The organism is Pseudoalteromonas sp. G5_S1_54_S4, assembly GCF_054968565.1.
In genome coordinates this window covers 1-22,356 of sequence record NZ_JBQKUL010000049.1, presented here as the reverse complement: position 1 = coordinate 22,356, position 22,356 = coordinate 1, and the positions used below count along the sequence as shown (strand labels likewise).

The window sequence follows — 22,356 nt, the reverse complement described above, 5'->3', positions numbered from 1 at the left end:
TAACAAGGCAAAATTATGATTATTGGTGTACCTAAAGAAATTAAAAACCATGAGTACCGTGTAGGTATGGTTCCTGCGAGTGTTCGCGAACTTGTAAATCACGGTCACCAAGTGATTGTTGAAACTAACGCTGGTATGGGCATTGGTTTTACAGATGATGATTATGTTCAAGCAGGTGCTGAAATTTTAGAAACAGCTGCTGACGTTTTTGCAAAAGCAGAAATGATCATCAAGGTAAAAGAGCCACAAGCTGTTGAACGTGCAATGTTACGTGAAGACCAAATTCTTTTCACTTACCTTCACCTTGCACCGGATCTTCCACAAACTGAAGACCTTGTTAAAAGTAAAGCAATCTGTATTGCTTATGAAACAGTGACTGATGCACGCGGCGGTTTACCACTATTGGCACCAATGAGTGAAGTAGCGGGCCGTATGTCTATTCAAGCAGGTGCACAAGCGCTAGAAAAAGCAAACCACGGTCGTGGTATGTTACTAGGTGGTGTACCAGGTGTTGAGCCAGCTAAAGTTGTTGTTATTGGTGGCGGCATGGTTGGTCGTAGCGCTGCACAAATGGCGGTTGGCTTAGGTGCTGAGGTTGTTGTACTTGACCGTAACATCGACGTACTACGTGCACTAGACGCACAGTTTGGTAACAAAGTTAAAGCTATTTACTCAACAGCTGATGCGCTTGAAAAGCACGTACTAGAAGCTGACCTAGTAATTGGTGGTGTACTTATCCCAGGTGCTGCTGCACCTAAGCTAGTGACTGCTGAACACATTAAAGCAATGAAGCCAGGTGCTGCAATTGTTGATGTTGCGATTGACCAAGGTGGTTGTATTGCAACCTCTAAAGCAACTACGCACGCTGATCCTACTTTCATCGTTGATGAAGTTGTTCACTACTGTGTTGCTAACATGCCTGGTGCTGTTCCACGTACATCTACGTTTGCACTTAACAATGCAACATTGCCGTTCATTATTAACCTTGCAAACAAAGGTTACAAAAAGGCACTACTAGATGACGCTCACTTCTTAAAAGGCTTAAACGTAATTAAAGGCCAAGTAACTTACAAAGAAGTAGCTGAAGCGTTCAACATGGAATATGTTGACCCACGCACTGCAGTAGAAAACGCGTAACTATTATTGTTACCGTTTATACCTAAGTCATCATTAGGTATAAGCATTAAAAAAGCAGCTAATTAGCTGCTTTTTTTGTATCTAAATTTTAGGGTCTGTGGTCAACAGACCCTAATGTTATATAAATCGTTTAATAATAAAGTCGACTTTTACGCGCTTAGCTTGACCAAGCAGTTTTTTCACCGGCTGCGGGTAATCGTCCATGGTTTCTAAATCATCAGGGCCGGTTAAACGGCGACAATGCTTTAAAATTTCTTGGCGTTCATTATCAATATCGCGCATGATAGATTGTTCAGGATCTTCTATCAGAATGCCATTTTCGATATCCAGCCCCCACGCGCGCGGATTAAGGTTATGCCCGCTAAGTAAATGCACTTTACGGTCACAGCAAATCCCTTTTAGATGAAACGAGTTACTCTCGTGTTTCCAAAGGTATACGTTTAGGTTGCCATTATCTATGTGGCGTTTTTGCGATTTTACAAACTTATGTAAAATAGTTTCGTATAAATACGGTAACGCACCAATTTTACTAAATGGCTCGCTAGGTGGCAGGTAAAAATCGTTTGCAGTTTTATCGCCCACCACAATAGTTACTTGTTTACCTTGCTTTAATAGCCTGCGTAAAGAGCGCATTAATGGCGCCGGAAAATTAAAATACGGCGTGTATAACACCAACTCTTGCTCGGTGGTATCAAATAACGCTTTAATTAAGCGATTGAGCTCGTTATTACGACGGCCTAACCCTAAAAATAAACGAATACCCATTGCATGGGTATTAAACTCTTGCGCATTTTTATAACTTGCCGATTTAAGCTCACGCATAAGTTGCTTTTGTTCAAGCTTAAAGTCAGCCATGCGTTTAAGCGGTCGTTGATCAATTCTTGGTACCGCTTCAGAACTTAATAAAGTTGATTCGATAAAATCGACTACTGAGTCACATAATTCGCTTTGCGATACTAAAAAGTAGCGATCGAGCCGGTATCGGTCGCTATATTGCAAATACACATTATTTAAACTGGCACCGCTGTAGAGCAATGTGTCGTCTATAACAAAGCCTTTTAAATGTAACACCCCAAACAGTTCTTTGGCTTTTACGGGAACACCATACACTTGAACGTTTGAATTAAATTTTTCTAAATCGTCGCAATATAAGCTTGCATTGCCCTCTGACTTTTCTGCACCAATTAAACCGCGTTGGGCGCGATGAAAATCAACCAGTACTTTAATTTCAATCGAAGGGTTAGCTAACGATGCACTGTGTAGTGCGGCTAATATTTCACGACCCGCTTCATCATCTTGTAAGTAAAGTGTGGTGATATAAATTCGTTTTTTTGCGTTGGCAATTAAATCTAACAATTGCGTACGGTATTCTTGCGCATTGGTTAAGACGTTAACGTCTTTTGAAGTCAACCCAAATGCGGGTTTCTCTTGCCAAAATAACATAGTTGCCTATTCACTTAAGTCACATAATTAAGCAGTGACAAATCAAAATTAGTTAAAAGATAACAAAAAAAATCAGGCTGGTCATGAATTAACGTCGTTTTATTGGCTAACAGTCTATTTATTAGTCGAGCACTGCTTGTAAGTCATTTGCTAGTACACATTAATGAACAGCTTCGGAATTTGCGAAAAAAAATAATCTCATCTTTTATTTACTTCCTGCTTGTTTTTCTTAGAATCGGGCGCATTAAAACCGTATTAAACGTTTAGGAAAAGATCATGACTGAAGCAAAACATTGTAAGTTACTTATTTTAGGTTCGGGCCCTGCAGGCTATACAGCTGCAGTTTACGCTGCACGTGCTAATTTAAACCCTGTTTTAATTACAGGTATTCAACAAGGTGGCCAGCTAACAACCACTACTGAAGTTGAAAACTGGCCTGGCGATGCACACGGTTTAACCGGCCCTGCATTAATGGATCGTATGAAAGAGCATGCAGAACGCTTTGAAACTGAAATTGTATTCGACCACATTAACAAAGTTGACGTATCTAAGCGCCCTTTCACACTAACCGGTGACCAAGGTACTTACACATGTGATGCTTTAATTATTGCAACCGGTGCCTCTGCGAAATATTTAGGCTTAGAGTCTGAGACTAATTTCCAAGGCCGTGGTGTTTCTGCTTGTGCAACCTGTGACGGCTTTTTCTATAAAGGTCAAAAAGTAGCGGTTGTTGGTGGTGGTAACACAGCGGTTGAAGAAGCGTTATACCTATCTAACATTGCTGATGAAGTTCATGTTATTCACCGTCGTGACAGTTTCCGTAGTGAAAAGATTCTTGCTGACCGCCTTGCTGAAAAAGCTGCGAACGGTAATGTTGTCATGCACTACAACCGTACACTTGATGAAGTACTTGGTGACCAAATGGGTGTGACCGGCGTTCGCATTAAAGATGTGGCATCAGATGCTACTGAAGAACTTGATTTAGCGGGTGTGTTTATTGCCATTGGCCATAAGCCAAACACCGATATGTTTGAAGGTCAGCTAGAAATGAAAGACGGCTACCTAGTGGTTGAATCTGGTCTTAACGGTAATGCAACCCAAACCAGTGTGCCAGGTGTATTTGCTGCTGGTGATGTATCTGACCATATTTACCGTCAAGCGATTACCTCTGCCGGTACTGGCTGTATGGCTGCACTTGATGCAGAACGCTTTTTAGATAATCTGTAATTTAGAATCTAAATTAAAAAAGGGCTGAATTTTCAGCTCTTTTTTGTGCCCAAACATAACTGTACTCACACCAAAAATTCATTGTGCTTATAATTGAAATTAGTTTTATTTATACAATTAATGGCTTAGGTGCGATAGGATCTAAGGGTGAGCAACAAATACCGTCAAATTATATAAGTAAAACTAGCTATAATTATCGTCAGGAATAAAAGCTTTATTCATTTAGGCATTACTAGAAACTGTAAAATCAGTTAAAATGCTTAACTTCATATCAAGTAAATTACCGAGAGTTTTCTATGAGTTTGTATACAAAATATATGGAAGAAATCCAAACCCGTAAAACGGAGCTTGGATTAAGCCCACAACCAATCGATAGCGCTGAACTAGTATCAGAAATAATTAATCAAATTAAAGATACTAATAACGAGCACCGTAAAGATTCACTGCATTTCTTTATTTATAATACTTTACCTGGAACAACTAGTGCTGCGGGCGTTAAAGCACAGTTTCTAAAAGAAATCATTTTAGGTGAAGAGCACGTTGCAGAGATCACTCCAGAATTTGCATTTGAACTGCTTTCACACATGAAAGGCGGCCCGTCAATTGAAATGCTAATTGATTTAGCATTTGGTGATGACGCAGCAATTGCAGCACAAGCTGCAGAAGTACTTAAAACTCAGGTATTCTTATACGATGCTGATATGGAGCGCATAAAAGCGGCCTACGAAGCAGGTAACGCAATTGCTAAAGAATTACTAGAGAGTTTCTCAAAAGCTGAATTCTTCACAAAACTACCTGACATCGAAGAAAAAATCGAAGTAGTAACTTACATTGCTGGTGAAGGCGACATCTCAACTGATTTACTGTCTCCAGGTAACCAAGCACACTCACGTGCTGACCGTGAATTACACGGTAAGTGTATGATCACTGAAGAAGCACAACAAGAAATCGTTGAACTTCAAAAGAAACACCCTAATGCTAAAGTAATGCTTATTGCTGAAAAAGGCACAATGGGCGTTGGTTCATCTCGTATGTCTGGTGTAAATAACGTTGCACTTTGGGCGGGTAAACAAGCAAGTCCATACGTTCCTTTCATCAACATTGCACCTGTTGTTGCAGGTACTAATGGTATCGCACCAATCTTCTTAACGACGGTTGATGTAACCGGCGGTATTGGTCTTGATCTTAAAAACTGGGTTAAGAAAGTAGATGCAGACGGCAATACTGTAACTGATGAAAATGGCGATGCAGTGCTTGAAGAAGCTTATTCAGTTGCCACAGGTACTGTATTAACAATCAATACAAAAGAGAAAAAGCTTTATAACGGTGATAAAGAACTGGTTGATGTATCATCAGCGTTCACACCGCAAAAAGTTGAATTCATGAAAGCAGGTGGTTCTTACGCTGTAGTATTTGGTAAGAAACTACAAACGTTTGCTGCTGAAACGCTCGGCATTGAAACTCCTCTTGTGTATGCACCTTCAAAAGAAATTTCACATGAAGGCCAAGGCTTAACAGCGGTTGAAAAAATCTTTAACCGTAATGCGGTAGGTGTTCTATCTGATACGCCACTTCATGCAGGCTCAAACGTTCGCGTTAAAGTGAACATCGTTGGTTCGCAAGATACAACCGGTCCAATGACAGCACAAGAATTAGAAGCCATGGCGGCTTCAACGATTTCACCTCTTGTTGATGGTGCTTATCAGTCTGGTTGTCACACTGCATCAGTATGGGATAGCAAAGCACAAGCTAACATTCCTAAACTAATGGCGTTTATGAATAAGTTTGGTTTGATCACTGCACGTGACCCGAAAGGCGTTTACCATGCAATGACTGACGTTATTCACAAAGTATTGAACGACATTACAATTGATGATCGCGCTATCATCATCGGTGGTGACTCGCATACTCGTATGTCTAAAGGCGTTGCCTTTGGTGCCGATTCAGGTACTGTTGCTGTTGCACTTGCAACCGGTGAATCAGCGATGCCGATTCCTGATTCAGTTAAAGTGACGTTTAAAGGCAAAATGGCTAAGCACATGGATTTCCGCGACGTTGTACATGCAACGCAAGCGCAAATGCTTAAGCAATTTGGTGGCGAAAACGTATTCCAAGGTCGTATCATTGAAGTGCATATTGGTACCCTAATGGCTGACCAAGCGTTTACTTTCACTGACTGGACTGCAGAAATGAAAGCGAAAGCGTCAATCTGTATTTCAAATGATGAAACGCTAATTAAGTCAATTGAACTTGCTAAATCACGTATCCAAATCATGATCAACAAAGGTATGGATAACGAAGCGCAAACGCTACAAGGTCTAATCGACTTAGCTGACAAACGTATTGCAGGTATTCAATCTGGTGAAGAGCCAGCACTTTCTCCAGACGACAACGCTAAATACCACGCAGAAGTTGTGGTTGATTTGGACCAAATCGTTGAGCCAATGATTGCCGATCCAGACGTGAACAACGATGACGTCTCTAAGCGTTATACTCACGATGTGATCCGCCCTGTTTCTTTTTACAACGACAAACCTGTTGATTTAGGTTTCGTTGGTTCGTGTATGGTTCACAAAGGCGATATGAAAATTATTGCTCATATGCTGCGTAACCTAGAAAAGAAAAACGGTTCTATCTCATTCAAAGCACCATTAGTTGTTGCGCCACCAACATACAACATTGTTGATGAGCTTAAAGCGGAAGGCGACTGGGATATTCTTGCTAAATACGCAGGTTTTGAATTTGACGATGAAAAACCAAAAACAGCGGCACGTACTAAGTATGAAAATATCCTATACCTAGAACGCCCTGGTTGTAACTTATGTATGGGTAACCAAGAAAAAGCTGAACCTGGTGACACTGTTATCGCAACATCAACTCGTCTGTTCCAAGGCCGTGTAGTAGCCGATACATCTGAGAAAAAAGGTGAGTCACTACTAGGTTCTACGCCGGTTGTAGTACTTTCTACTGTACTTGGTCGTTTCCCGACTATCGAAGAGTATAAGTCTGCGGTTGAAGGTATTGACCTTACCTCGTTTACACCTGTTGAAGAAGCAATGACAACTAAGTTTAACGCTGGACAAGCAGTACCTGTAAAAGTGGTTAGCTAATTCGATTAGTTTACTATTTAATTAAGCGCGTTTTTTAACGCGCTTTTTTTATGTCTAAAATTTACCTAACAGGAATGTAAGCCCTGCTCAACCCTATGGACAACACAATAATTTGTGGTTTGTGATTTTAAAGCAACAGGTTACACTTTACCTTGACCATGCAGTTATTCAATCGGTGTTATGACTAAACAACTCTATCAACTCGCTCAAAGCCACTTTGCTTTTCCTGATCCCAACCATGCATTAGATGATCCCGATGGTTTACTTGCCATTGGTGGATGCTTATCGGTAACGCGATTAAAAAATGCCTACAGCCAAGGTATTTTTCCGTGGTTTAGTGAGCACGAGCCAATTATGTGGTGGTCGCCTAGTGAGCGCGGTATTGTTGAGCTCAATGACTTTCATGTTAGTAAAAGCCTACGAAAACATTTAAAAAATCACCCGGTCACCGTAACCATAAACCATGCCTTTGAAGAAGTAATAGAAGCATGTCGCGATCAACGTATTGATACCGATGGCACCTGGATCACCCCACAAATGCAACAGGCGTACATTAATGCCCATCACCATGGCTTTGCTCATAGTTTAGAAGTTTGGCGCGAGGGAGAGCTTGCAGGTGGCTTATATGGCATCATGCAAACCGGTGTTTTTTGTGGTGAATCAATGTTTCATCATCAAACAAATTGCTCCAAACTGGCTATGTGGGCGCTGGTTAATTGGCTTAAACGCCATAATGCGCATTTTATTGATTGCCAATTAGAAAATCCTTATTTAATGTCGTTAGGTGCTAGCGTTATTCCACGTGAAGAATTTTTAACTAAACTTAATAAAGCACAGTGTTACACCCCACCTGACAGCATGTGGCAACCACAGGAGCTATTAGCGATTTATGAATGAACAACTTCCCGCTCGTATTGGCCTAAGCCAACCATTTGAATGCAGTTATTTGCCTAACCGTCAAGAGCAACTGTTGGTCATACTCGATCCAAGTTGTTACAGCAGCAATAAGTTTGAGTCATTATTAGGATTGGGCTTTCGTCGCAGTGGTAACCAAATTTACCGTCCGCACTGCCCTATTTGCAGCGCGTGTAGTTCTGTGCGCGTTTTAGCAAATGAGTTTATGCCGACAAAATCGCAAAAACGTAAACTTAACAAAGCAAAAAACCGCTTTGAGGTAAAATATTCTCAAGTTGAACGCGAACAATACTATCCACTTTACAGTAAATACATTAGCTTGCGCCACCAAGACGGTAGTATGTATCCACCTGATAAATCACAATTTCAAAGCTTTTTGTTTTGTAGTTGGTTAACCATTACCTTTATAGAGCTTTGGGATCAAGAAAACTTAGTGGCTGTTGCTGTAACTGATTGTATGGACAATGCTATTTCGGCAATTTATACATTTTTTGACCCTGACTATGAGCACTTTAGTTTAGGCACTGTGATGATATTACAGCAACTTAAATTTGCTAAACTGCAACAAAAACAATTTGTTTATTTAGGCTATCAAATAGATGAATGCGACAAAATGAACTATAAAACGCAGTTTTTACCTGCTCAAAAACAGTGCAATGACCAGTGGCTGGCTATTTAATTTACAAAAATAGCCCCTGCGCCTTTACTTATTGGCGTATTTTGGGCAAAATCTGCAGCGTTTAACTATTAAAGAGGTGTTACGCTAAACATGGCGAAAGAAGACGTAATCGAAATGCAAGGGACAGTCCTTGATACTTTACCAAATACAATGTTCCGAGTTGAGCTAGAAAATGGTCACGTAGTTGTGGCTCATATTTCAGGTAAAATGCGCAAAAACTATATCCGTATTTTAACCGGCGATAAAGTAACGGTAGAAATGACTCCTTACGATTTATCGAAAGGTCGTATCGTATTCCGTGCTCGCTAAGTAAGTGCGTAAACGAGATTTAGTTTTTGGCTAGTGAAAACTAGCTTTAAGCGTTTATTAAATGTAATTAATGCTAGGGTCTGTTGACCTTTGCGGATTAAAATTTGTTCAAACTAAGGGCGGTTTAATCGCGGCGCGAGGTTTGTAACCTAGTGGGCTAAGTAAAAACCGAGCAACAAAGAGTAAATCGCCCCTAGGCAGAACCCTTCGGGCAGCGCCTGTTTGGCATTGATGCTGCGTTATCGCCTATTTATGGGGAATAACCACACAACATAGGCTCTGCCTTGCCTAAATACCAAACAGACTGCTGCAAATTTAACCTTGAAAGGTCAACAGACCCTAGTAGCCAGTAATTACATTTAATAAACAAAAAACCCAGCCTTTGCTGGGTTTTTTGTTGTCTATTTCTTTGGCAAATAAAAAAGCCTGCGCAAAGCAGGCTTTTGTATAACGACCATTAGGCTGGGGTTAAATCACTTTCGTAATCAAAACGCAGCTTTTTATCTTTAACCGATACTTTTACTGTACCGCCAGAGATTAGCTCGCCAAACAGTATTTCGTTTGCCAATTGCTTTTTAAGGTCTTCCTGAATAACACGTGCCATAGGGCGTGCGCCCATTGCTTTGTCATAGCCTTTGTCAGCCAACCATTCACGTGCTTTAGACGTCAGCTCAAGATTAACTGATTTCTTGTCTAGTTGCGCTTGAAGCTCCACAACGAACTTATCAACCACTTGTAAAATAACTTCTTTATCGAGGTGATTAAACCAAATAATGTTATCTAAGCGGTTTCTAAATTCTGGTGAAAATACTTTATTAATTTCACCCATTGCATCGTGCGTATGGTCTTGCTCACTAAAGCCAATCGACTTACGTGTGGTTTCTTGCACGCCGGCATTAGTGGTCATCACGACTACGACGTTTCTAAAGTCGGCTTTACGACCATTATTATCAGTTAGCGTACCGTGATCCATAACTTGCAATAAAATGTTGTAGATATCTGGATGGGCTTTTTCAATCTCATCCAAAAGTACAACAGCGTGTGGATTTTTAATGACCGCTTCTGTTAGTAAGCCGCCTTGTTCAAAACCAACATAACCCGGAGGCGCACCAATTAAACGACTCACCGCATGGCGCTCAACATATTCAGACATATCAAAACGAATAAACTCAACACCCATACATTTAGCTAATTGCTTGGTAACCTCAGTTTTACCGACCCCCGTTGGGCCTGCAAATAAGAACGAACCAACCGGTTTGTTCTCATTCGCTAAACCTGAACGCGACAAACGAATGGCAGAAGTTAATGCATCAATAGACTGATCTTGCCCAAACACTAACATTTTTAAGTTACGGTCTAAGTTTTTCAGCGTTTCTTTATCAGACGATGATACATTTTGTGGCGGGATACGCGCCATTTTTGACACAATCAGCTCAATATCAGAAACACCAATCGTTTTTTTACGTTTAGAGGTAGGTAACAAGCGTTGGCTTGCACCCGCTTCATCAATAACATCAATCGCTTTATCAGGCAGATGACGTTCGTTAATGTACTTAGCGCTAAGCTCGGCTGCCGCCTTCAACGCTTTTTGCGTGTAACGAATACCATGGTGTGCTTCATAACGCTCTTTTAAGCCGTTAAGAATTTTAGTGGTGTCTTCCACACTGGGCTCAAGCACATCAATTTTTTGAAAGCGACGTACCAAGGCACGGTCTTTCTCAAAAATGTTTTTGTACTCACCATAGGTGGTAGAACCCATACAACGCAATTGACCACTAGAAAGTAGCGGTTTAATTAAGTTTGAGGCATCCATTACCCCACCCGATGCAGCACCTGCACCGATAATGGTATGAATTTCATCTATAAATAAAATAGAGCCTGGTTTAGCTTGCAGCTCTTTTAATAAGCTTTTAAAGCGCTTCTCAAAATCGCCTCGGTATTTAGTACCTGCAAGCAAAGCGCCCATATCTAATGAGTAAACAACCGCATCAGCAATAACTTCAGGCACTTGTTCGTTGACAATTCGATACGCTAAACCCTCAGCGATAGCGGTTTTACCCACGCCAGCTTCACCAACCAGTAATGGGTTGTTCTTTTTACGACGACACAACACCTGTACAGTGCGTTCTACTTCGCTGTCGCGACCAACTAGAGGGTCAATATTGCCCTCTTTGGCTTGTATGTTGAGATTAGTGGTGAAGCTGTCGAGCTTACTCGCTTCTTCACTGGCAACTTCTTGCACTTCTTCATGTATATCGTCAGTGTCATCGCCTAATTCGTCGTCATCTTTGGCAATCCCATGAGAAATAAAATTAACAATATCAAGGCGAGAAATATCATTCTTTTTAAGTAAATAAACTGCCTGGCTTTCTTGCTCAGAAAAAATAGCCACCAGTACATTTACACCAGTCACTTCATTTTTTCCCGAAGATTGCACATGAAATACCGCGCGCTGTAATACACGCTGAAAACCAAGCGTTGGTTGAGTTTCGCGTTCTTCTTCTAAATCAGGAATAACCGGTGTGGTTTCATCAATAAATTCAAGTAACTCTGTTTTTAATCCAGAAATGTCAACACCACACGCATTAAGCGCTTCTCCAGCTGATGTATTATCGAGTAGAGCTAATAAAAGATGCTCTACGGTCATAAACTCATGACGACGTGTACGCGCTTCACGAAACGCGGTGTTCAAAGTTAGTTCTAAGTCTTTATTTAGCATTGGCAACCCCTTACAGAGATAATAATTTTATACCGCACTTCAAAGATGAAAGTTCACCTTTGTGGTATTTATTCCTGCTCACAACTACATAGCAGTGGATGCTCGTTATCCCTTGAGTAGCGGTTAACTTGCTCAGCCTTGGTATGTGCTACATCTGCGCTGTAAACACCACAAATGCCCTTACCTTGCTGATGTATTTGCAGCATCACATCAGTTGCTCTATCGCTATCCATATTAAAAAACGTCATCAAGATCTCAATTACAAAATCCATCGGCGTGTAATCATCGTTGTTTAAAACAACTTTATATTTTCGCGGTGGCTGCAACTTTTGCTTTTCACTATCGCGAACGGTGTCGATAACACCAGAATCTTTCATACCACTCATAATTAAATATAGTCTTGTCTTTGTAACTCAAGCAAACTTGAATAAAAAAATAAATAAAATGTTAAAAAATAACCCAAAACACTTGACTGGTTGCTTAAATAAACTACAGTCAAATGGTGATTGATTAAACCTTAGTCAGTCTAGCAAACAATACGGTTTAGGATAACTAAATTAGTCAACTTATAGAAGGATGTAGAAGTATGGCTTGTGGTAAAGTCAAATGGTTCAACAACGCCAAAGGTTTTGGTTTCATCGTAGAAGACGGTTGCGAGAACGACATTTTTGCTCATTACTCCACTATTGTAATGGACGGATACAAGACACTTAAAGCTGGTCAAGATGTTACCTTCGAATTACAACAAGGCCCTAAAGGTCTACACGCTACTAATATAGCCCCTAACGGCGATATTTTAGAGTGATTGTAAATATGAGACTAAAGCGAGCGACCTATTTAGATCCTCGCTTAATTCCCTAAAACCCCTAACCACTTCCATATTAATTGCTTCATTGTTCGTTAATTCAACCCCACTCCTTGATTTTATTTTATCTACCCCAATAATTTCAGTATTAGATGTTTAACTGCTGGCGTTTGGCGCGTAATCCTAGCCCTTTTTAGCCAAGCTTGTTACACTCTTTATCCTGTAAAACGTAATTACTTTAGCCTAATGGCTAGTTTAGATTTACATAAATTTTAGTTATAAAAGACACTAGTCCGTCAGGTGTGATTATTCTTACCTTGTTTAGGTTATACGAGTACCAACACCTAACAGACTACTCATTGCATACATTAATACTTTATTTATAAGGTATTAGGCGATGATTTCTTTGCATTGTTGAATTTGGCCAATGCGGCCTACTATCTAGGAATGATGATGACATCAAAAATTATCTATACAAAAACGGACGAAGCTCCGGCATTAGCAACGTATTCGTTGTTACCAATTATCCAAGCGTACACAAATGCGGCAGGTGTTGAAGTTGAAACACGCGACATCTCGCTCGCTGGTCGTGTTATTGCGAGCTTCCCGGATTACCTAACAGAAGAACAACGCATTGGTGATGCACTTGCAGAACTTGGCGAAATGGCGAAAACACCAGAAGCTAATATCATTAAATTACCGAACATCAGTGCCTCAGTTCCACAACTTCGCGCTGTAATTAAAGAGCTTCAAGAAAAAGGTTATGCACTTCCAGAATACCCTGTAGAACCTAAAAACGATGAAGAAAAAGCGATTCAAGCCGCCTATGACAAAATTAAAGGCAGTGCAGTAAACCCTGTACTTCGTGAAGGTAACTCTGACCGTCGCGCACCAAGTTCAGTAAAAGAATATGCACGTAATAACCCACATTCTATGGGTGCATGGAGCAAAGATTCACAGTCTTATGTTGCAAGCATGGAAGAAGGTGACTTCTTTGGTTCAGAGCAGTCACTAACTGTTGATGAAGCAACGGATGTTCGTATTGAACACGTAGCGGCTAATGGCGATATCACTGTACTTAAGCAAAGCACACCGCTACTTGCTGGTGAAGTTATTGATGCATCACGTATTAGTGCTGCAAAATTACAAGCATTCCTTGAAGCTGAAATTAATGCAGCTAAAGAAAAAGGCGTGTTATTTTCGCTTCATATGAAAGCGACCATGATGAAAGTATCTGATCCAATCATCTTTGGTCACGCTGTAAAAGTATTTTACAAAGACGTTTTTGCAAAACACGGTGCACTTTTTGAAGAGCTAGGTGTTGATGTAAATAACGGTTTAGGCGATGTGTACTCTAAAATTCAAACTTTAGATGACGCTAAGCGCGAAGAAATTGAAGCTGACATTCAAGCTGTTTACGCTGACCGCCCTGCTATCGCAATGGTTGATTCTCATCGTGGTATTACAAACTTACACGTACCAAGTGATGTGATCATCGATGCCTCTATGCCTGCTGCAATTCGTTCAAGCGGTCAAATGTGGAATAAAGACGATAAATTACAAGACACAAGCTTTGTAATTCCAGATCGTTGTTACTCTGGCGTTTACCAAGCAACGATTGATTTTTGTAAAGAGCACGGTGCATTTGATCCTACGACTATGGGTAGCGTACCAAACGTTGGCCTTATGGCTCAAAAAGCAGAAGAGTACGGCTCACACGATAAAACATTTGAAGCAAAAGCTGACGGTACTATCCGTGTTGTAGACACAAACGGTAATACGTTACTTGAGCACAGTGTTGAGAAAGGCGATATCTGGCGCATGTGTCAGGTTAAAGATGCACCTATTCAAGATTGGGTTAAACTTGCAGTAAACCGCGCTCGCGCAACAGGTAATCCGGCTATTTTCTGGTTAGATGCAGAACGTGCACACGATGCTGAGCTAATCAAAAAAGTAAATAAATACCTGCCAGATCACGACACTGCTGGCCTAGATATTCAAATTTTATCGCCAATGGATGCAACCTTGTTCTCACTAGCACGCATCAAAGAAGGTAAAGACACAATTTCTGTAACAGGTAACGTGTTACGTGATTACTTAACAGATTTATTCCCAATTTTAGAGTTGGGTACCAGTGCTAAAATGCTTTCAATTGTGCCACTAATGAATGGCGGTGGTTTATTTGAAACTGGTGCGGGTGGCTCTGCTCCTAAGCACGTTCAACAATTTGAGAAAGAAAACCACTTACGTTGGGATTCTTTAGGTGAATTCTTAGCACTTGCTGCTTCACTTGAGCACCTAAGCACAACAACAGGTAACAAAAAAGCACAAGTACTTGCAGATACGCTTGATAAAGCTACCGGCACATTCTTAGCTGAAAACAAGTCGCCTTCACGTAAAGTAAAAGAGATTGATAACCGTGGTTCTCATTTCTTCTTATCTTTATTCTGGGCACAAGAACTTGCTAAGCAAAATGATGACAGCGAGCTTAAAGCGCAGTTTACGCAAATTGCTAGCGACCTTGAAACTAACAAAGAGCAAATTGTTAGCGAGCTAAACGATGCACAGGGCCCAGCAATGGACATTGGCGGATACTTCCAGCCAAATGACGATGCAGCTTTTAAAGCAATGCGCCCAAGCACAACATTTAACGAGATTTTATCTAAACTGGTATAAATCCATTAAATGAATGAAAAGGCGCTCCAAAGAGCGCCTTTTTTTGTGCCTAATACCAATTCGCTTATTTAAGTGGTTTACTTTGCGGATTGGTATAAGTAAAAGCTGTTCATAAAAAAGGCCGCTAATGCGGCCTTTAAATTCAACTAAACAAGTTTATTTAGTGTATGCACGTGGCATGTTTGATTCTGTTGTATAGCGCTCACGCAGTTTATCTTGGCGAGATTCAGTACTTACCTCAACCCCATTAATAAACATTTTATTTACGTGGCTGCTCAGCTCAAACGGGTCGTTACTCCACATTACAACATCAGCGGCTTTACCCACTTCTAAGCTACCGGCATTAATACCAAATACATCAGCCACATTTGAAGTCATCGCTTTTAATGCGCCTTGCTGGCTCATACCGTAAGACACTGCATTACCGGCATCATAGCGGAGCTGGTAAACATTATGACTGGCATCGCCACCCACAGTTAAAAGTACTTTAACACCTGCTTTTTCTAGTATGCCGGCATTATTTAGGCTTGCATGTAATGAATCAAAACTGCCTGGTAAGTTATCCATTGCACTGATGATCACAGGAATACCCGCTTTTGCGATTCGATCTTTAACTACAACGGCATCTTGCGCACCATTAAGAACAATATTTACCCCAAACTGCTGTTTCACTTTTATAAGTTCAACAATATCCGATGCACGCGACACACTAATTAGTAATGGCATATCGCCTTTTAGTACTTTAGCCATTATTTTATCTTCAGAACTTGGCTTAGCATCGTCTTTTTTAGCTTCTTTGCTTGCTTTGGTTTGGTGCTCATCTAACTTATTGATCAGTGTTTGCAATGTAAATGCACGAGAGCCTTTGCTTCGCTCACCCAAATGAACCACTAATGCCGCTTGTTTTTTAAGTACGCTTTCAAAGCTGCCGCTTAAATCCACCACACTGGCAAGGCCAGCAAATATGCTGTCACCGCCATACGGAGTGATTAAGTCACGAGTAACACCGCCTTTACGTGCATAAGGGATTAGGCTTGAACGAGGGTTAAATGCCAAGCTTGCATCAAAATCAATACCTGCTTTTTCTTCTCCCGCATCGCGAGAGCCTGCAACCGCACCGACTTCAACTAAACCAAGTTGATTTACAGTGGCAATAAAACCAGGGGTCACGATTTGACCTTTGGCATCAATAATTTTATCTGCTTTAACATCGCTAGGATTGATTGCAGTAATTTTGCCATCATTCATTACGATGCTGGCAGACTCTAATACGCCTTGATCTGATGATGTATGTAAAGTTGCATTAATAATAGCAAGAGATTGAGCGCTCACCGCACCCGATGCTAGTAACCCTGCAGCAACCAGAGAAAGCGAAAACGAACGTGATAATTTTTTCATTCTGGGTGCTCCTTATTGTTGACCTAACATAAAATCACTTTGTGCTTGGTATGCACTATTGTTTCTATCGTAAACTTTTGCGCCATCAACAAACACTTGCTCAGCTTTTGCGTAAACGCTAAATGGGCTTTGATTCCAAATAACCACATCAGCTTGTTTACCCGCTTCAAGTGAGCCTGTTTTATCTTCAATGCCGAGTGATTTAGCGGCATTAGCCGTGATCCACTTAATTGCATGCTGCTCAGAAATATCAAACCCATTTTGGTTTGCACTGTACATTACTTTAGCGGCTTCTTGGTTTAAGCGTTGAATCGTCGTGTCAGAGTCTGAATGCACAACGGCACATGAGTTTTTAACTGCATCAACAATCGCTACGTTCTCTTGTACCATATCGTAGGCTTCCATTTTAAAGCCCCACCAGTCTGGCCAAAGTGCAGCACACGAGCCATTTTCAGCCAGTAAATCTGCAATTTTATAGGCTTCAATACCGTGATGGAATGTACCCGCATGGTAATTAAACTCTTTAGAAAGGTCGATCATCATCGCCATTTCTTCAGCTTTATAACAGTGATTGTGAATACGAACCTCACCTTCTAAAACACCGCGAAGAGTATCGTATTTAATATCGCGGTGTGGAGCTTCTGGGTTTTTACCCGCAGCGTAATCAGCATCGTATTTGTCCCAAGCACGTTTGTACTCTTGAGCGCCAATCCAAGCTGTGCGATAGCCTGCCATATTACCCATACGTGTCATCGGTAATTCACCTTTACGGCCATAAACGCGTTTAGGGTTTTCACCACACGCCATTTTTAAACCGTATGGTGCATCAGGAAACTTCATCCCTTGCATGGTGTGAGCCGGTACATTTTTAAGGGTAACGCCACGTCCACCAAATAAATTAGCTGAACCTGGTAAAATTTGTAACGAGGTAATACCGCCTTCACGTGCGCGATTAAAGCCTGGATCTTGTGGCCAAATTGAATGCTCAACCCATACTTCTGCTGTATTTGGGCTAGTCATTTCGTTGCCATCTTGGTGAGACTCAACCGACGGATTTGGATAAGCACCTAAATGAGAGTGAACATCAATAATACCTGGTGTTACCCATTTGCCTTGCGCATCGATAGTGGTGTCTGCGTTAGCGGTTAAATCTTTACCAACTTGCTGTACTTTACCATCAACAAGTAATACATCGGCTTCATCTAAACGCTCACCCGTGCCTGTTAATACAGTGGCATTGGTAATTAATGTGCTTGATGTAGCAACAGGTTGATAAGTACTTGGGTATGGGTTTTTATTAATGGTTACTTTTGCATCTTGCGGGCCGCTTTCTTGGCAACCAACAAGTGCCGCTGCTAAACCAACAGCTAACAATGAGGGAGCAAATTTTTGCATGTTTTTAGGTTCTCCTGTTTTTTTACTACTTTAGCGAAAGCAAACGCATAAAGCTAAAAAAACAGGTGAAAAGGCGGTTATTTAAGGTGAGTTTCTGTAATTATTTTTTTATATAATTGTTATAAAGCTTATCCAGTGCCCCTTCTGTGGTGAGCGATGGATCTTTACTGATAAAGTGTTTAACCGTTCGGGTTACAAAATCCGAATTTTGCTTATGTAATTTTGAAAAATCTTTAATTAATGTATTACCATCTTTTGCGGCGGTGACTTTATCATGACGATGCCTGTATTGGCTCAATGCCTTATTAAAATCGCCTTGATAATCCTCGACTAAAATTTTATAAAAATCACTTTTTTGTACTTTTAATACAGTAATGCAATAGTTAAGCGCTTCTTTAAAGTCGGTAAATACGGTGCCTTCTACATCAAACTCTTTGGTTTTTTCGCGCACCGTAACGCGCGCTTCTTCAGTGGCATAACTAAACCCTGTAAAGGCGAGTCGCTCAGCCGCTTCTTTACCGAGTTTCATGCCCGCTTGAATGCTGTGCGCAAATTCATCACTCATGTCGCCAAGCTCGCTTTCTTCCCACATGTTGTAGACACGTAAGGGCTTGGCGTATTTATTTGAGAGTTTCTTTTTAAGCTTACTAAAACGCTCATCAATGGTCATTAAGCGTTCATTATGAAGTAATGCATGGCATTCATAACAAGCCGCAATAGCAACAAAATCTGCTTCTTCGCCTAAATCAATAATACTTTGTAACATGTGCAATGGTGGGCAATGATCGCGCTCTGTTGCCTCACAGCCGCAATAAAAACATTGGTTAAAATGCTGTTGCTCACACGCATAAGCTTGCTGGTAGTAACTGGCTAACGTTTTATTCACAATTGCGCTCCAAAAATATAAAATGCCACAAATTTAGGGCGCGATAATAACAGTCTGAAAAAATATTTCAGTATGAAAACGCTAAAGTGTGTCAAAAATAAATTACTTAACCTGAACTCTGGTTAAGAGATTTACTAACATATTGAATTATATTAATAATTTAGTTCGTTTTCTCCAGCTAGAAATTTACAATGAAAACAAGGCAAATTTTCGCGTCAATAGCGGGCCTATTGCAAGTAAATTCAGCGCAGTTAGCGCTGAAAATAGCTGCTTGAGATAGATTTATTATCCATAGTTCAGGTTACTTATGAAACAACTTTTCATACACCTACAAAATTGCATAATTTATATACACATCTTCTTACAGCTTGCTCCATTCAGTTAATAACATTCTGGCTACATTAAACAATACTTAAGTTGCACATAAACAAAGAGGCAAATACTATGATTTCTTTCAAAGCAACTCTATATTCAACTGTATTATTGGCCGCAGCAACATTAACAGCGCCTGTAATGGCAACCACTTTTGTTGCCGCTGATTCATCACCCGGTACACAAGTTTGCATGGCCGTTCATCTAACAAACAACTGACACTGCACAAAACAATTAAAGAGCTCCATACCAACAAGCATGTAATTGGCAAAAAATTACGCTGCAATGATTTATCAATGAATGATTTTGTAGCGCTTTATGATTTAGACAAATCTGCACGCTTTTTCAATATTGAGGCTACCACCAGCACATCAATAAGGGATTTGGCAAAGGTAAATAAACTGATGGTGGTTATTATGGCGGGATCTAAATAACCTAAATTATGACTAGGAAATCGGTTTTAATACGTTCAATTTACGCGAATCAAACACGTTAAGCAGGGCTTAGTACCTGCTTAACGTGTATTTATTATTAAATAAGCGCTGCCAACAAACCAAACAAGCCACCAAATACCCCACCCCATACAACGAGCCAGCCTAAGTGTTCGCGGATCATAGTTTGAATTATTTCTTTTACCATTTTAGGGGTGAGTTCATCTAGGCGTTCATCCACTAATTTGAGTACTGTATTATGTAAATTTTCCGCGTTATTGCCTTGAGTTAACATGTCGCTTAGTAGCATTTTAAAATCGTCGGTGTCGCTTATTTGCACCAGTGATAATTGCATTTTTTCGATAAATTTTTCTCGCATTGGCTCTACCGCTTCTGTACCGCCAAACATTGCCAGCATGCTGCCAAATTGTGATTGCTCTATCACCACTAACAAATTATCGAAAGCGGGATTTAAATCAACCTTTTCAATTACCGATTCAAAGTCTATCGTTGGCTGCGCCTTGCTTAGAAGCTTGTCTATTTTATGCTCAGAAAAAAACTCCGTAAGTATTAAATTTCTTATAGCTACTTTAAAACTTTCAAACTTGAGCGCAATCACCCCCGATCCATATAAAAACGGGACTTTTTCAAATAGCATATGAATAGCGAGTAAGTTTGTAACCGCACCAGAGAGTGCAAATAAGCCCACCGAAAGTACAATGGCTTGATCAAATACAAAACCAATAACAACACAACACGCTGCCAATAAGTTAGTGATAAAACTTTTATTCATTTTTATTCCATTTCAGTGATTTGTATCAGAAATTGATAGTCTTAATTTTACACCGATTAATTTGTTTATTTAATCCCTTTTTGCCATAGTTTATTTATAGGTTTAAAAGGTGAGCAATTGTTATGTGGAAAACAATCAATCAACAGATCAGCCAAGCTATCCATTACGATTTTAAACACACCCATAAACGTCAGTTGCAAAACACATCAACCGATAAGCTTTTCCATATAAGTGATGGCAAGCACAATTATTTAGTTAAAATTGCGCAAAAGAATGAGCTCGATCGCTTTGAAGCACAAGCACATGGCTTAAAACAACTCACTCAAAACAGTATATTTATGGTGCCCGACTGTATTACAACTGGCGCCAATATAGAATATGCGTTTATTGTATTAGAGTGGCTTACACTTGATGACCTTCCCCACACGCATTGGTCAACGATGGGTGAACACCTTGCCATGTTACATCAAAAACACGAGCAAGCGATGTTTGGTTTTGATACAGACAATTATTTAAGCTCTACGCCTCAACCAAATCAATGGCATAAAAAATGGGATGTATTTTTTGCAGAAGAACGTATTGGTTGGCAATTACAGCTATTAGCTGAAAAAGACATTGTGCTGGCAGACCCCGAACAACTGATAAATTTAGTAAAAGAGCAACTGCATAATCATCATGTTTTGCCCTCGTTATTACATGGCGACTTTTGGCGCGGAAACATGGGATTTGTAAATAATATTCCGACCCTATTTGACCCTGCCTGCTATTACGGTGATCGGGAGGTCGATATTGCTATGAGTGAACTTTTTGCCCCATTACCCGATGAATTTTATAACGCCTATGATCACCATTATCCACTCTCTCAGAACTACCAACATCGCAAGCTTGTTTATCAGCTTTACCCTATTTTAAACCATGCCAATATTTATGCAGGCCATTACTTAAATCAGGCTAAAGAACACGTTGAAAAACTACTAAACTTAAATAAATGAGTAAACAAAAAATAAGCACTATACTTATACTTGAACTCTAAAAAATAAATCTATTCGAGCGTTATTTTTAACGCTAATTGCATTAAATTTACTTGTAATAAGTCACTGTTGATAGCTCAATATGAGTAAATCATTTAGTCAGAGTTCAAGCTACTTAGTGTTAAGCCGTTATGTGCTATCTAGGTAAAATAACTTAATTTTTAAGGGGGTGTTATGAAAGACTTTTTATCACAACGTATCGCCTGCCCACATTGTGGACACCATATTCATTTAGACCTTGATGCCAGTATGGGCGATCAAGACTACTATGAAGAATGCAGTGCTTGCTGTAATCTAATTCATTTAAATATGCATATAGACTATGCACGTAATAAGTTAGAGTTACACGTGGACAGCGATGACGAACAAATATTTTAGCTATGTTGGCGCATGTAGTTTTCGACGGTGTTTATAATAGTGTATGTTTGCTGATCAACTTCTATATTAAATTCATCACCTACAACAGCTGCACCTAAATTAGTAATATCGAGTGTTTCTGGTATTAAGTGTAACCAAAAGCCATGCTCATCAATATTACCAACCGTTAAACTGGCGCCATTAATAGATACAAACCCTTTGTATAACACATATTTTTGCCATTTTTTTGGAAGGCTAAGCTGCATTTTATAGTTATCTTCTAGTTTAACTATTTGCACTATTTTGGCAGTACAATGAATATGACCAGAGACTATGTGCCCACCCAGCTCAGTACCAAACGACACAGAACGCTCGTAATTGACTAAACTACCCAATTCCAGTTGTCCAAGGTTAGTAAGCTGCAAAGTTTCGTCAATAACATCAAAATGCACTTGAGCCACTACATCTTGATTACTAAGCTCTACTTTAACTACCGTTAAGCAGCAACCATTTATAGCGATGCTAGCACCTAAGTCTAAATGCTTTACGTATTGCTCATTAACAGAAACGACTAAACGTAATACACCCTGCGTATGGGTTCTAGAGACTACTGTTGCTTGAGTTTGAATAATACCGGTAAACATAAAAATCGCTTCTCTTTCTAACAAAGTGC

Annotated in this window: 20 protein-coding genes; 11 read left to right on the top strand and 9 right to left on the bottom strand. The window is 40.1% G+C overall.

Features of this window, described 5'->3' with window-relative positions; translation table 11 throughout:
* Positions 1–15: 15 nt before the first annotated feature.
* Complete coding sequence (gene ald / locus ACTRWE_RS15930; RefSeq protein ID WP_013464758.1) at positions 16–1,137, top strand: alanine dehydrogenase; 1,122 nt, start codon at positions 16–18, stop codon at positions 1,135–1,137.
* Positions 1,138–1,254: 117 nt separating this feature from the next.
* Here the strand turns inward: ald and pssA are convergent, their stop codons facing one another.
* Positions 1,255–2,580, bottom strand: a complete 1,326-nt coding sequence (pssA, locus tag ACTRWE_RS15925) for a CDP-diacylglycerol--serine O-phosphatidyltransferase (RefSeq protein ID WP_462880315.1) — start codon at positions 2,578–2,580, stop codon at positions 1,255–1,257.
* A 276-nt stretch (positions 2,581–2,856) separates the two neighbouring features.
* Here pssA and trxB point away from each other — a divergent pair, with 276 nt between their 5' ends.
* From trxB to infA, 5 genes are all read left to right on the top strand, one after another.
* Positions 2,857–3,807 (top strand): thioredoxin-disulfide reductase, encoded by a 951-nt coding sequence (trxB, locus tag ACTRWE_RS15920; RefSeq protein WP_008110078.1) that lies wholly within the window; start codon positions 2,857–2,859, stop codon positions 3,805–3,807.
* 296 nt (positions 3,808–4,103) lie between these two features.
* Positions 4,104–6,917, top strand: a complete 2,814-nt coding sequence (locus ACTRWE_RS15915; RefSeq protein ID WP_081844607.1) for a bifunctional aconitate hydratase 2/2-methylisocitrate dehydratase — start codon at positions 4,104–4,106, stop codon at positions 6,915–6,917.
* Between the two features lie 180 nt (positions 6,918–7,097).
* A complete protein-coding gene (gene aat / locus ACTRWE_RS15910) occupies positions 7,098–7,814 on the top strand; it encodes a leucyl/phenylalanyl-tRNA--protein transferase (protein ID WP_462880314.1) in 717 nt (238 codons plus the stop codon).
* Entirely contained in the window at positions 7,807–8,511 is a 705-nt protein-coding gene (locus ACTRWE_RS15905; RefSeq protein ID WP_368485542.1) for an arginyltransferase, read from the top strand. Before aat ends, ACTRWE_RS15905 begins: the two co-directional genes overlap by 8 nt.
* Before the next feature lie 90 nt (positions 8,512–8,601).
* Positions 8,602–8,820, top strand: a complete 219-nt coding sequence (gene infA / locus ACTRWE_RS15900; RefSeq protein ID WP_002962494.1) for a translation initiation factor IF-1 — start codon at positions 8,602–8,604, stop codon at positions 8,818–8,820.
* Between the two features lie 457 nt (positions 8,821–9,277).
* Here infA and clpA read toward each other — a convergent pair whose 3' ends face one another.
* Both clpA and clpS read right to left on the bottom strand, forming a co-directional pair.
* On the bottom strand, positions 9,278–11,539 hold the full coding sequence (gene clpA / locus ACTRWE_RS15895; protein WP_462880313.1) for an ATP-dependent Clp protease ATP-binding subunit ClpA: 2,262 nt from the start codon (positions 11,537–11,539) through the stop codon (positions 9,278–9,280).
* A gap of 68 nt (positions 11,540–11,607) precedes the next feature.
* Entirely contained in the window at positions 11,608–11,916 is a 309-nt protein-coding gene (clpS, locus tag ACTRWE_RS15890) for an ATP-dependent Clp protease adapter ClpS (protein WP_008110102.1), read from the bottom strand.
* Between the two features lie 209 nt (positions 11,917–12,125).
* Between clpS and cspD the strand changes: the two genes are divergently transcribed.
* A complete protein-coding gene (gene cspD / locus ACTRWE_RS15885; RefSeq protein ID WP_013464751.1) occupies positions 12,126–12,344 on the top strand; it encodes a cold shock domain-containing protein CspD in 219 nt (72 codons plus the stop codon).
* Positions 12,345–12,797: 453 nt separating this feature from the next.
* Positions 12,798–15,020, top strand: a complete 2,223-nt coding sequence (locus ACTRWE_RS15880; protein ID WP_013464750.1) for an NADP-dependent isocitrate dehydrogenase — start codon at positions 12,798–12,800, stop codon at positions 15,018–15,020.
* A gap of 156 nt (positions 15,021–15,176) precedes the next feature.
* Here the strand turns inward: ACTRWE_RS15880 and ACTRWE_RS15875 are convergent, their stop codons facing one another.
* The 4 genes from ACTRWE_RS15875 to ACTRWE_RS15860 all read right to left on the bottom strand — a co-directional run bounded on the left by ACTRWE_RS15875 (position 15,177) and on the right by ACTRWE_RS15860 (position 19,265).
* Entirely contained in the window at positions 15,177–16,418 is a 1,242-nt protein-coding gene (locus tag ACTRWE_RS15875) for an amidohydrolase family protein (RefSeq protein ID WP_462880312.1), read from the bottom strand.
* A gap of 12 nt (positions 16,419–16,430) precedes the next feature.
* Positions 16,431–17,813, bottom strand: a complete 1,383-nt coding sequence (locus tag ACTRWE_RS15870) for an amidohydrolase (RefSeq protein ID WP_462880311.1) — start codon at positions 17,811–17,813, stop codon at positions 16,431–16,433.
* 100 nt (positions 17,814–17,913) lie between these two features.
* Positions 17,914–18,699 carry a hypothetical protein gene (locus tag ACTRWE_RS15865; RefSeq protein WP_013464747.1) on the bottom strand — a complete coding sequence of 262 codons (786 nt, stop codon included), beginning with the start codon at positions 18,697–18,699 and terminating at the stop codon, positions 17,914–17,916.
* 401 nt (positions 18,700–19,100) lie between these two features.
* Positions 19,101–19,265, bottom strand: a complete 165-nt coding sequence (locus ACTRWE_RS15860) for a hypothetical protein (protein ID WP_462880310.1) — start codon at positions 19,263–19,265, stop codon at positions 19,101–19,103.
* On the opposite strand from ACTRWE_RS15860, the gene ACTRWE_RS15855 reads away from it, so the two are divergent.
* Positions 19,260–19,505, top strand: a complete 246-nt coding sequence (locus ACTRWE_RS15855; RefSeq protein ID WP_462880309.1) for a DUF3718 domain-containing protein — start codon at positions 19,260–19,262, stop codon at positions 19,503–19,505. The two genes, ACTRWE_RS15860 and ACTRWE_RS15855, sit on opposite strands and share 6 nt — an antisense overlap.
* Before the next feature lie 97 nt (positions 19,506–19,602).
* On the opposite strand, the gene ACTRWE_RS15850 is transcribed toward ACTRWE_RS15855, so the two are convergent.
* Complete coding sequence (locus ACTRWE_RS15850; protein ID WP_462880308.1) at positions 19,603–20,295, bottom strand: DUF445 domain-containing protein; 693 nt, start codon at positions 20,293–20,295, stop codon at positions 19,603–19,605.
* Between the two features lie 122 nt (positions 20,296–20,417).
* Here ACTRWE_RS15850 and ACTRWE_RS15845 point away from each other — a divergent pair, with 122 nt between their 5' ends.
* Together ACTRWE_RS15845 and ACTRWE_RS15840 are read left to right on the top strand one after the other, a co-directional pair.
* Positions 20,418–21,287 carry a fructosamine kinase family protein gene (locus ACTRWE_RS15845; protein ID WP_262976411.1) on the top strand — a complete coding sequence of 290 codons (870 nt, stop codon included), beginning with the start codon at positions 20,418–20,420 and terminating at the stop codon, positions 21,285–21,287.
* Between the two features lie 213 nt (positions 21,288–21,500).
* The gene (locus ACTRWE_RS15840; RefSeq protein WP_008464077.1) at positions 21,501–21,704 is read left to right on the top strand and encodes a CPXCG motif-containing cysteine-rich protein; all 204 of its coding nucleotides are present in this window, start codon (positions 21,501–21,503) and stop codon (positions 21,702–21,704) included.
* On the opposite strand, the gene ACTRWE_RS15835 is transcribed toward ACTRWE_RS15840, so the two are convergent.
* Positions 21,701–22,327, bottom strand: coding sequence for a riboflavin synthase subunit alpha (locus ACTRWE_RS15835; RefSeq protein WP_462880319.1), 627 nt, complete (start codon positions 22,325–22,327; stop codon positions 21,701–21,703). The two genes, ACTRWE_RS15840 and ACTRWE_RS15835, sit on opposite strands and share 4 nt — an antisense overlap.
* Positions 22,328–22,356 lie beyond the last annotated feature (29 nt).

Excerpts from the sequence above, each read along its gene's own strand:
- ACTRWE_RS15875 (WP_462880312.1), bottom strand. The coding sequence starts at position 16,418 with ATGAAAAAATTATCACGTTCGTTTTCGCTTTCTCTGGTTGCTGCAGGG.
- ACTRWE_RS15915 (WP_081844607.1), top strand. The coding sequence starts at position 4,104 with ATGAGTTTGTATACAAAATATATGGAAGAAATCCAAACCCGTAAAACG.
- clpA (WP_462880313.1), bottom strand. The coding sequence starts at position 11,539 with ATGCTAAATAAAGACTTAGAACTAACTTTGAACACCGCGTTTCGTGAA.
- cspD (WP_013464751.1), top strand. The coding sequence starts at position 12,126 with ATGGCTTGTGGTAAAGTCAAATGGTTCAACAACGCCAAAGGTTTTGGT.
- ACTRWE_RS15860 (WP_462880310.1), bottom strand. The coding sequence starts at position 19,265 with ATGCAAACTTGTGTACCGGGTGATGAATCAGCGGCAACAAAAGTGGTT.
- aat (WP_462880314.1), top strand. The coding sequence starts at position 7,098 with ATGACTAAACAACTCTATCAACTCGCTCAAAGCCACTTTGCTTTTCCT.
- infA (WP_002962494.1), top strand. The coding sequence starts at position 8,602 with ATGGCGAAAGAAGACGTAATCGAAATGCAAGGGACAGTCCTTGATACT.
- trxB (WP_008110078.1), top strand. The coding sequence starts at position 2,857 with ATGACTGAAGCAAAACATTGTAAGTTACTTATTTTAGGTTCGGGCCCT.
- clpS (WP_008110102.1), bottom strand. The coding sequence starts at position 11,916 with ATGAAAGATTCTGGTGTTATCGACACCGTTCGCGATAGTGAAAAGCAA.
- ACTRWE_RS15850 (WP_462880308.1), bottom strand. The coding sequence starts at position 20,295 with ATGAATAAAAGTTTTATCACTAACTTATTGGCAGCGTGTTGTGTTGTT.
- ACTRWE_RS15870 (WP_462880311.1), bottom strand. The coding sequence starts at position 17,813 with ATGCAAAAATTTGCTCCCTCATTGTTAGCTGTTGGTTTAGCAGCGGCA.
- ACTRWE_RS15845 (WP_262976411.1), top strand. The coding sequence starts at position 20,418 with ATGTGGAAAACAATCAATCAACAGATCAGCCAAGCTATCCATTACGAT.
- ACTRWE_RS15835 (WP_462880319.1), bottom strand. The coding sequence starts at position 22,327 with ATGTTTACCGGTATTATTCAAACTCAAGCAACAGTAGTCTCTAGAACC.
- pssA (WP_462880315.1), bottom strand. The coding sequence starts at position 2,580 with ATGTTATTTTGGCAAGAGAAACCCGCATTTGGGTTGACTTCAAAAGAC.
- ACTRWE_RS15905 (WP_368485542.1), top strand. The coding sequence starts at position 7,807 with ATGAATGAACAACTTCCCGCTCGTATTGGCCTAAGCCAACCATTTGAA.
- ACTRWE_RS15840 (WP_008464077.1), top strand. The coding sequence starts at position 21,501 with ATGAAAGACTTTTTATCACAACGTATCGCCTGCCCACATTGTGGACAC.
- ald (WP_013464758.1), top strand. The coding sequence starts at position 16 with ATGATTATTGGTGTACCTAAAGAAATTAAAAACCATGAGTACCGTGTA.
- ACTRWE_RS15880 (WP_013464750.1), top strand. The coding sequence starts at position 12,798 with ATGACATCAAAAATTATCTATACAAAAACGGACGAAGCTCCGGCATTA.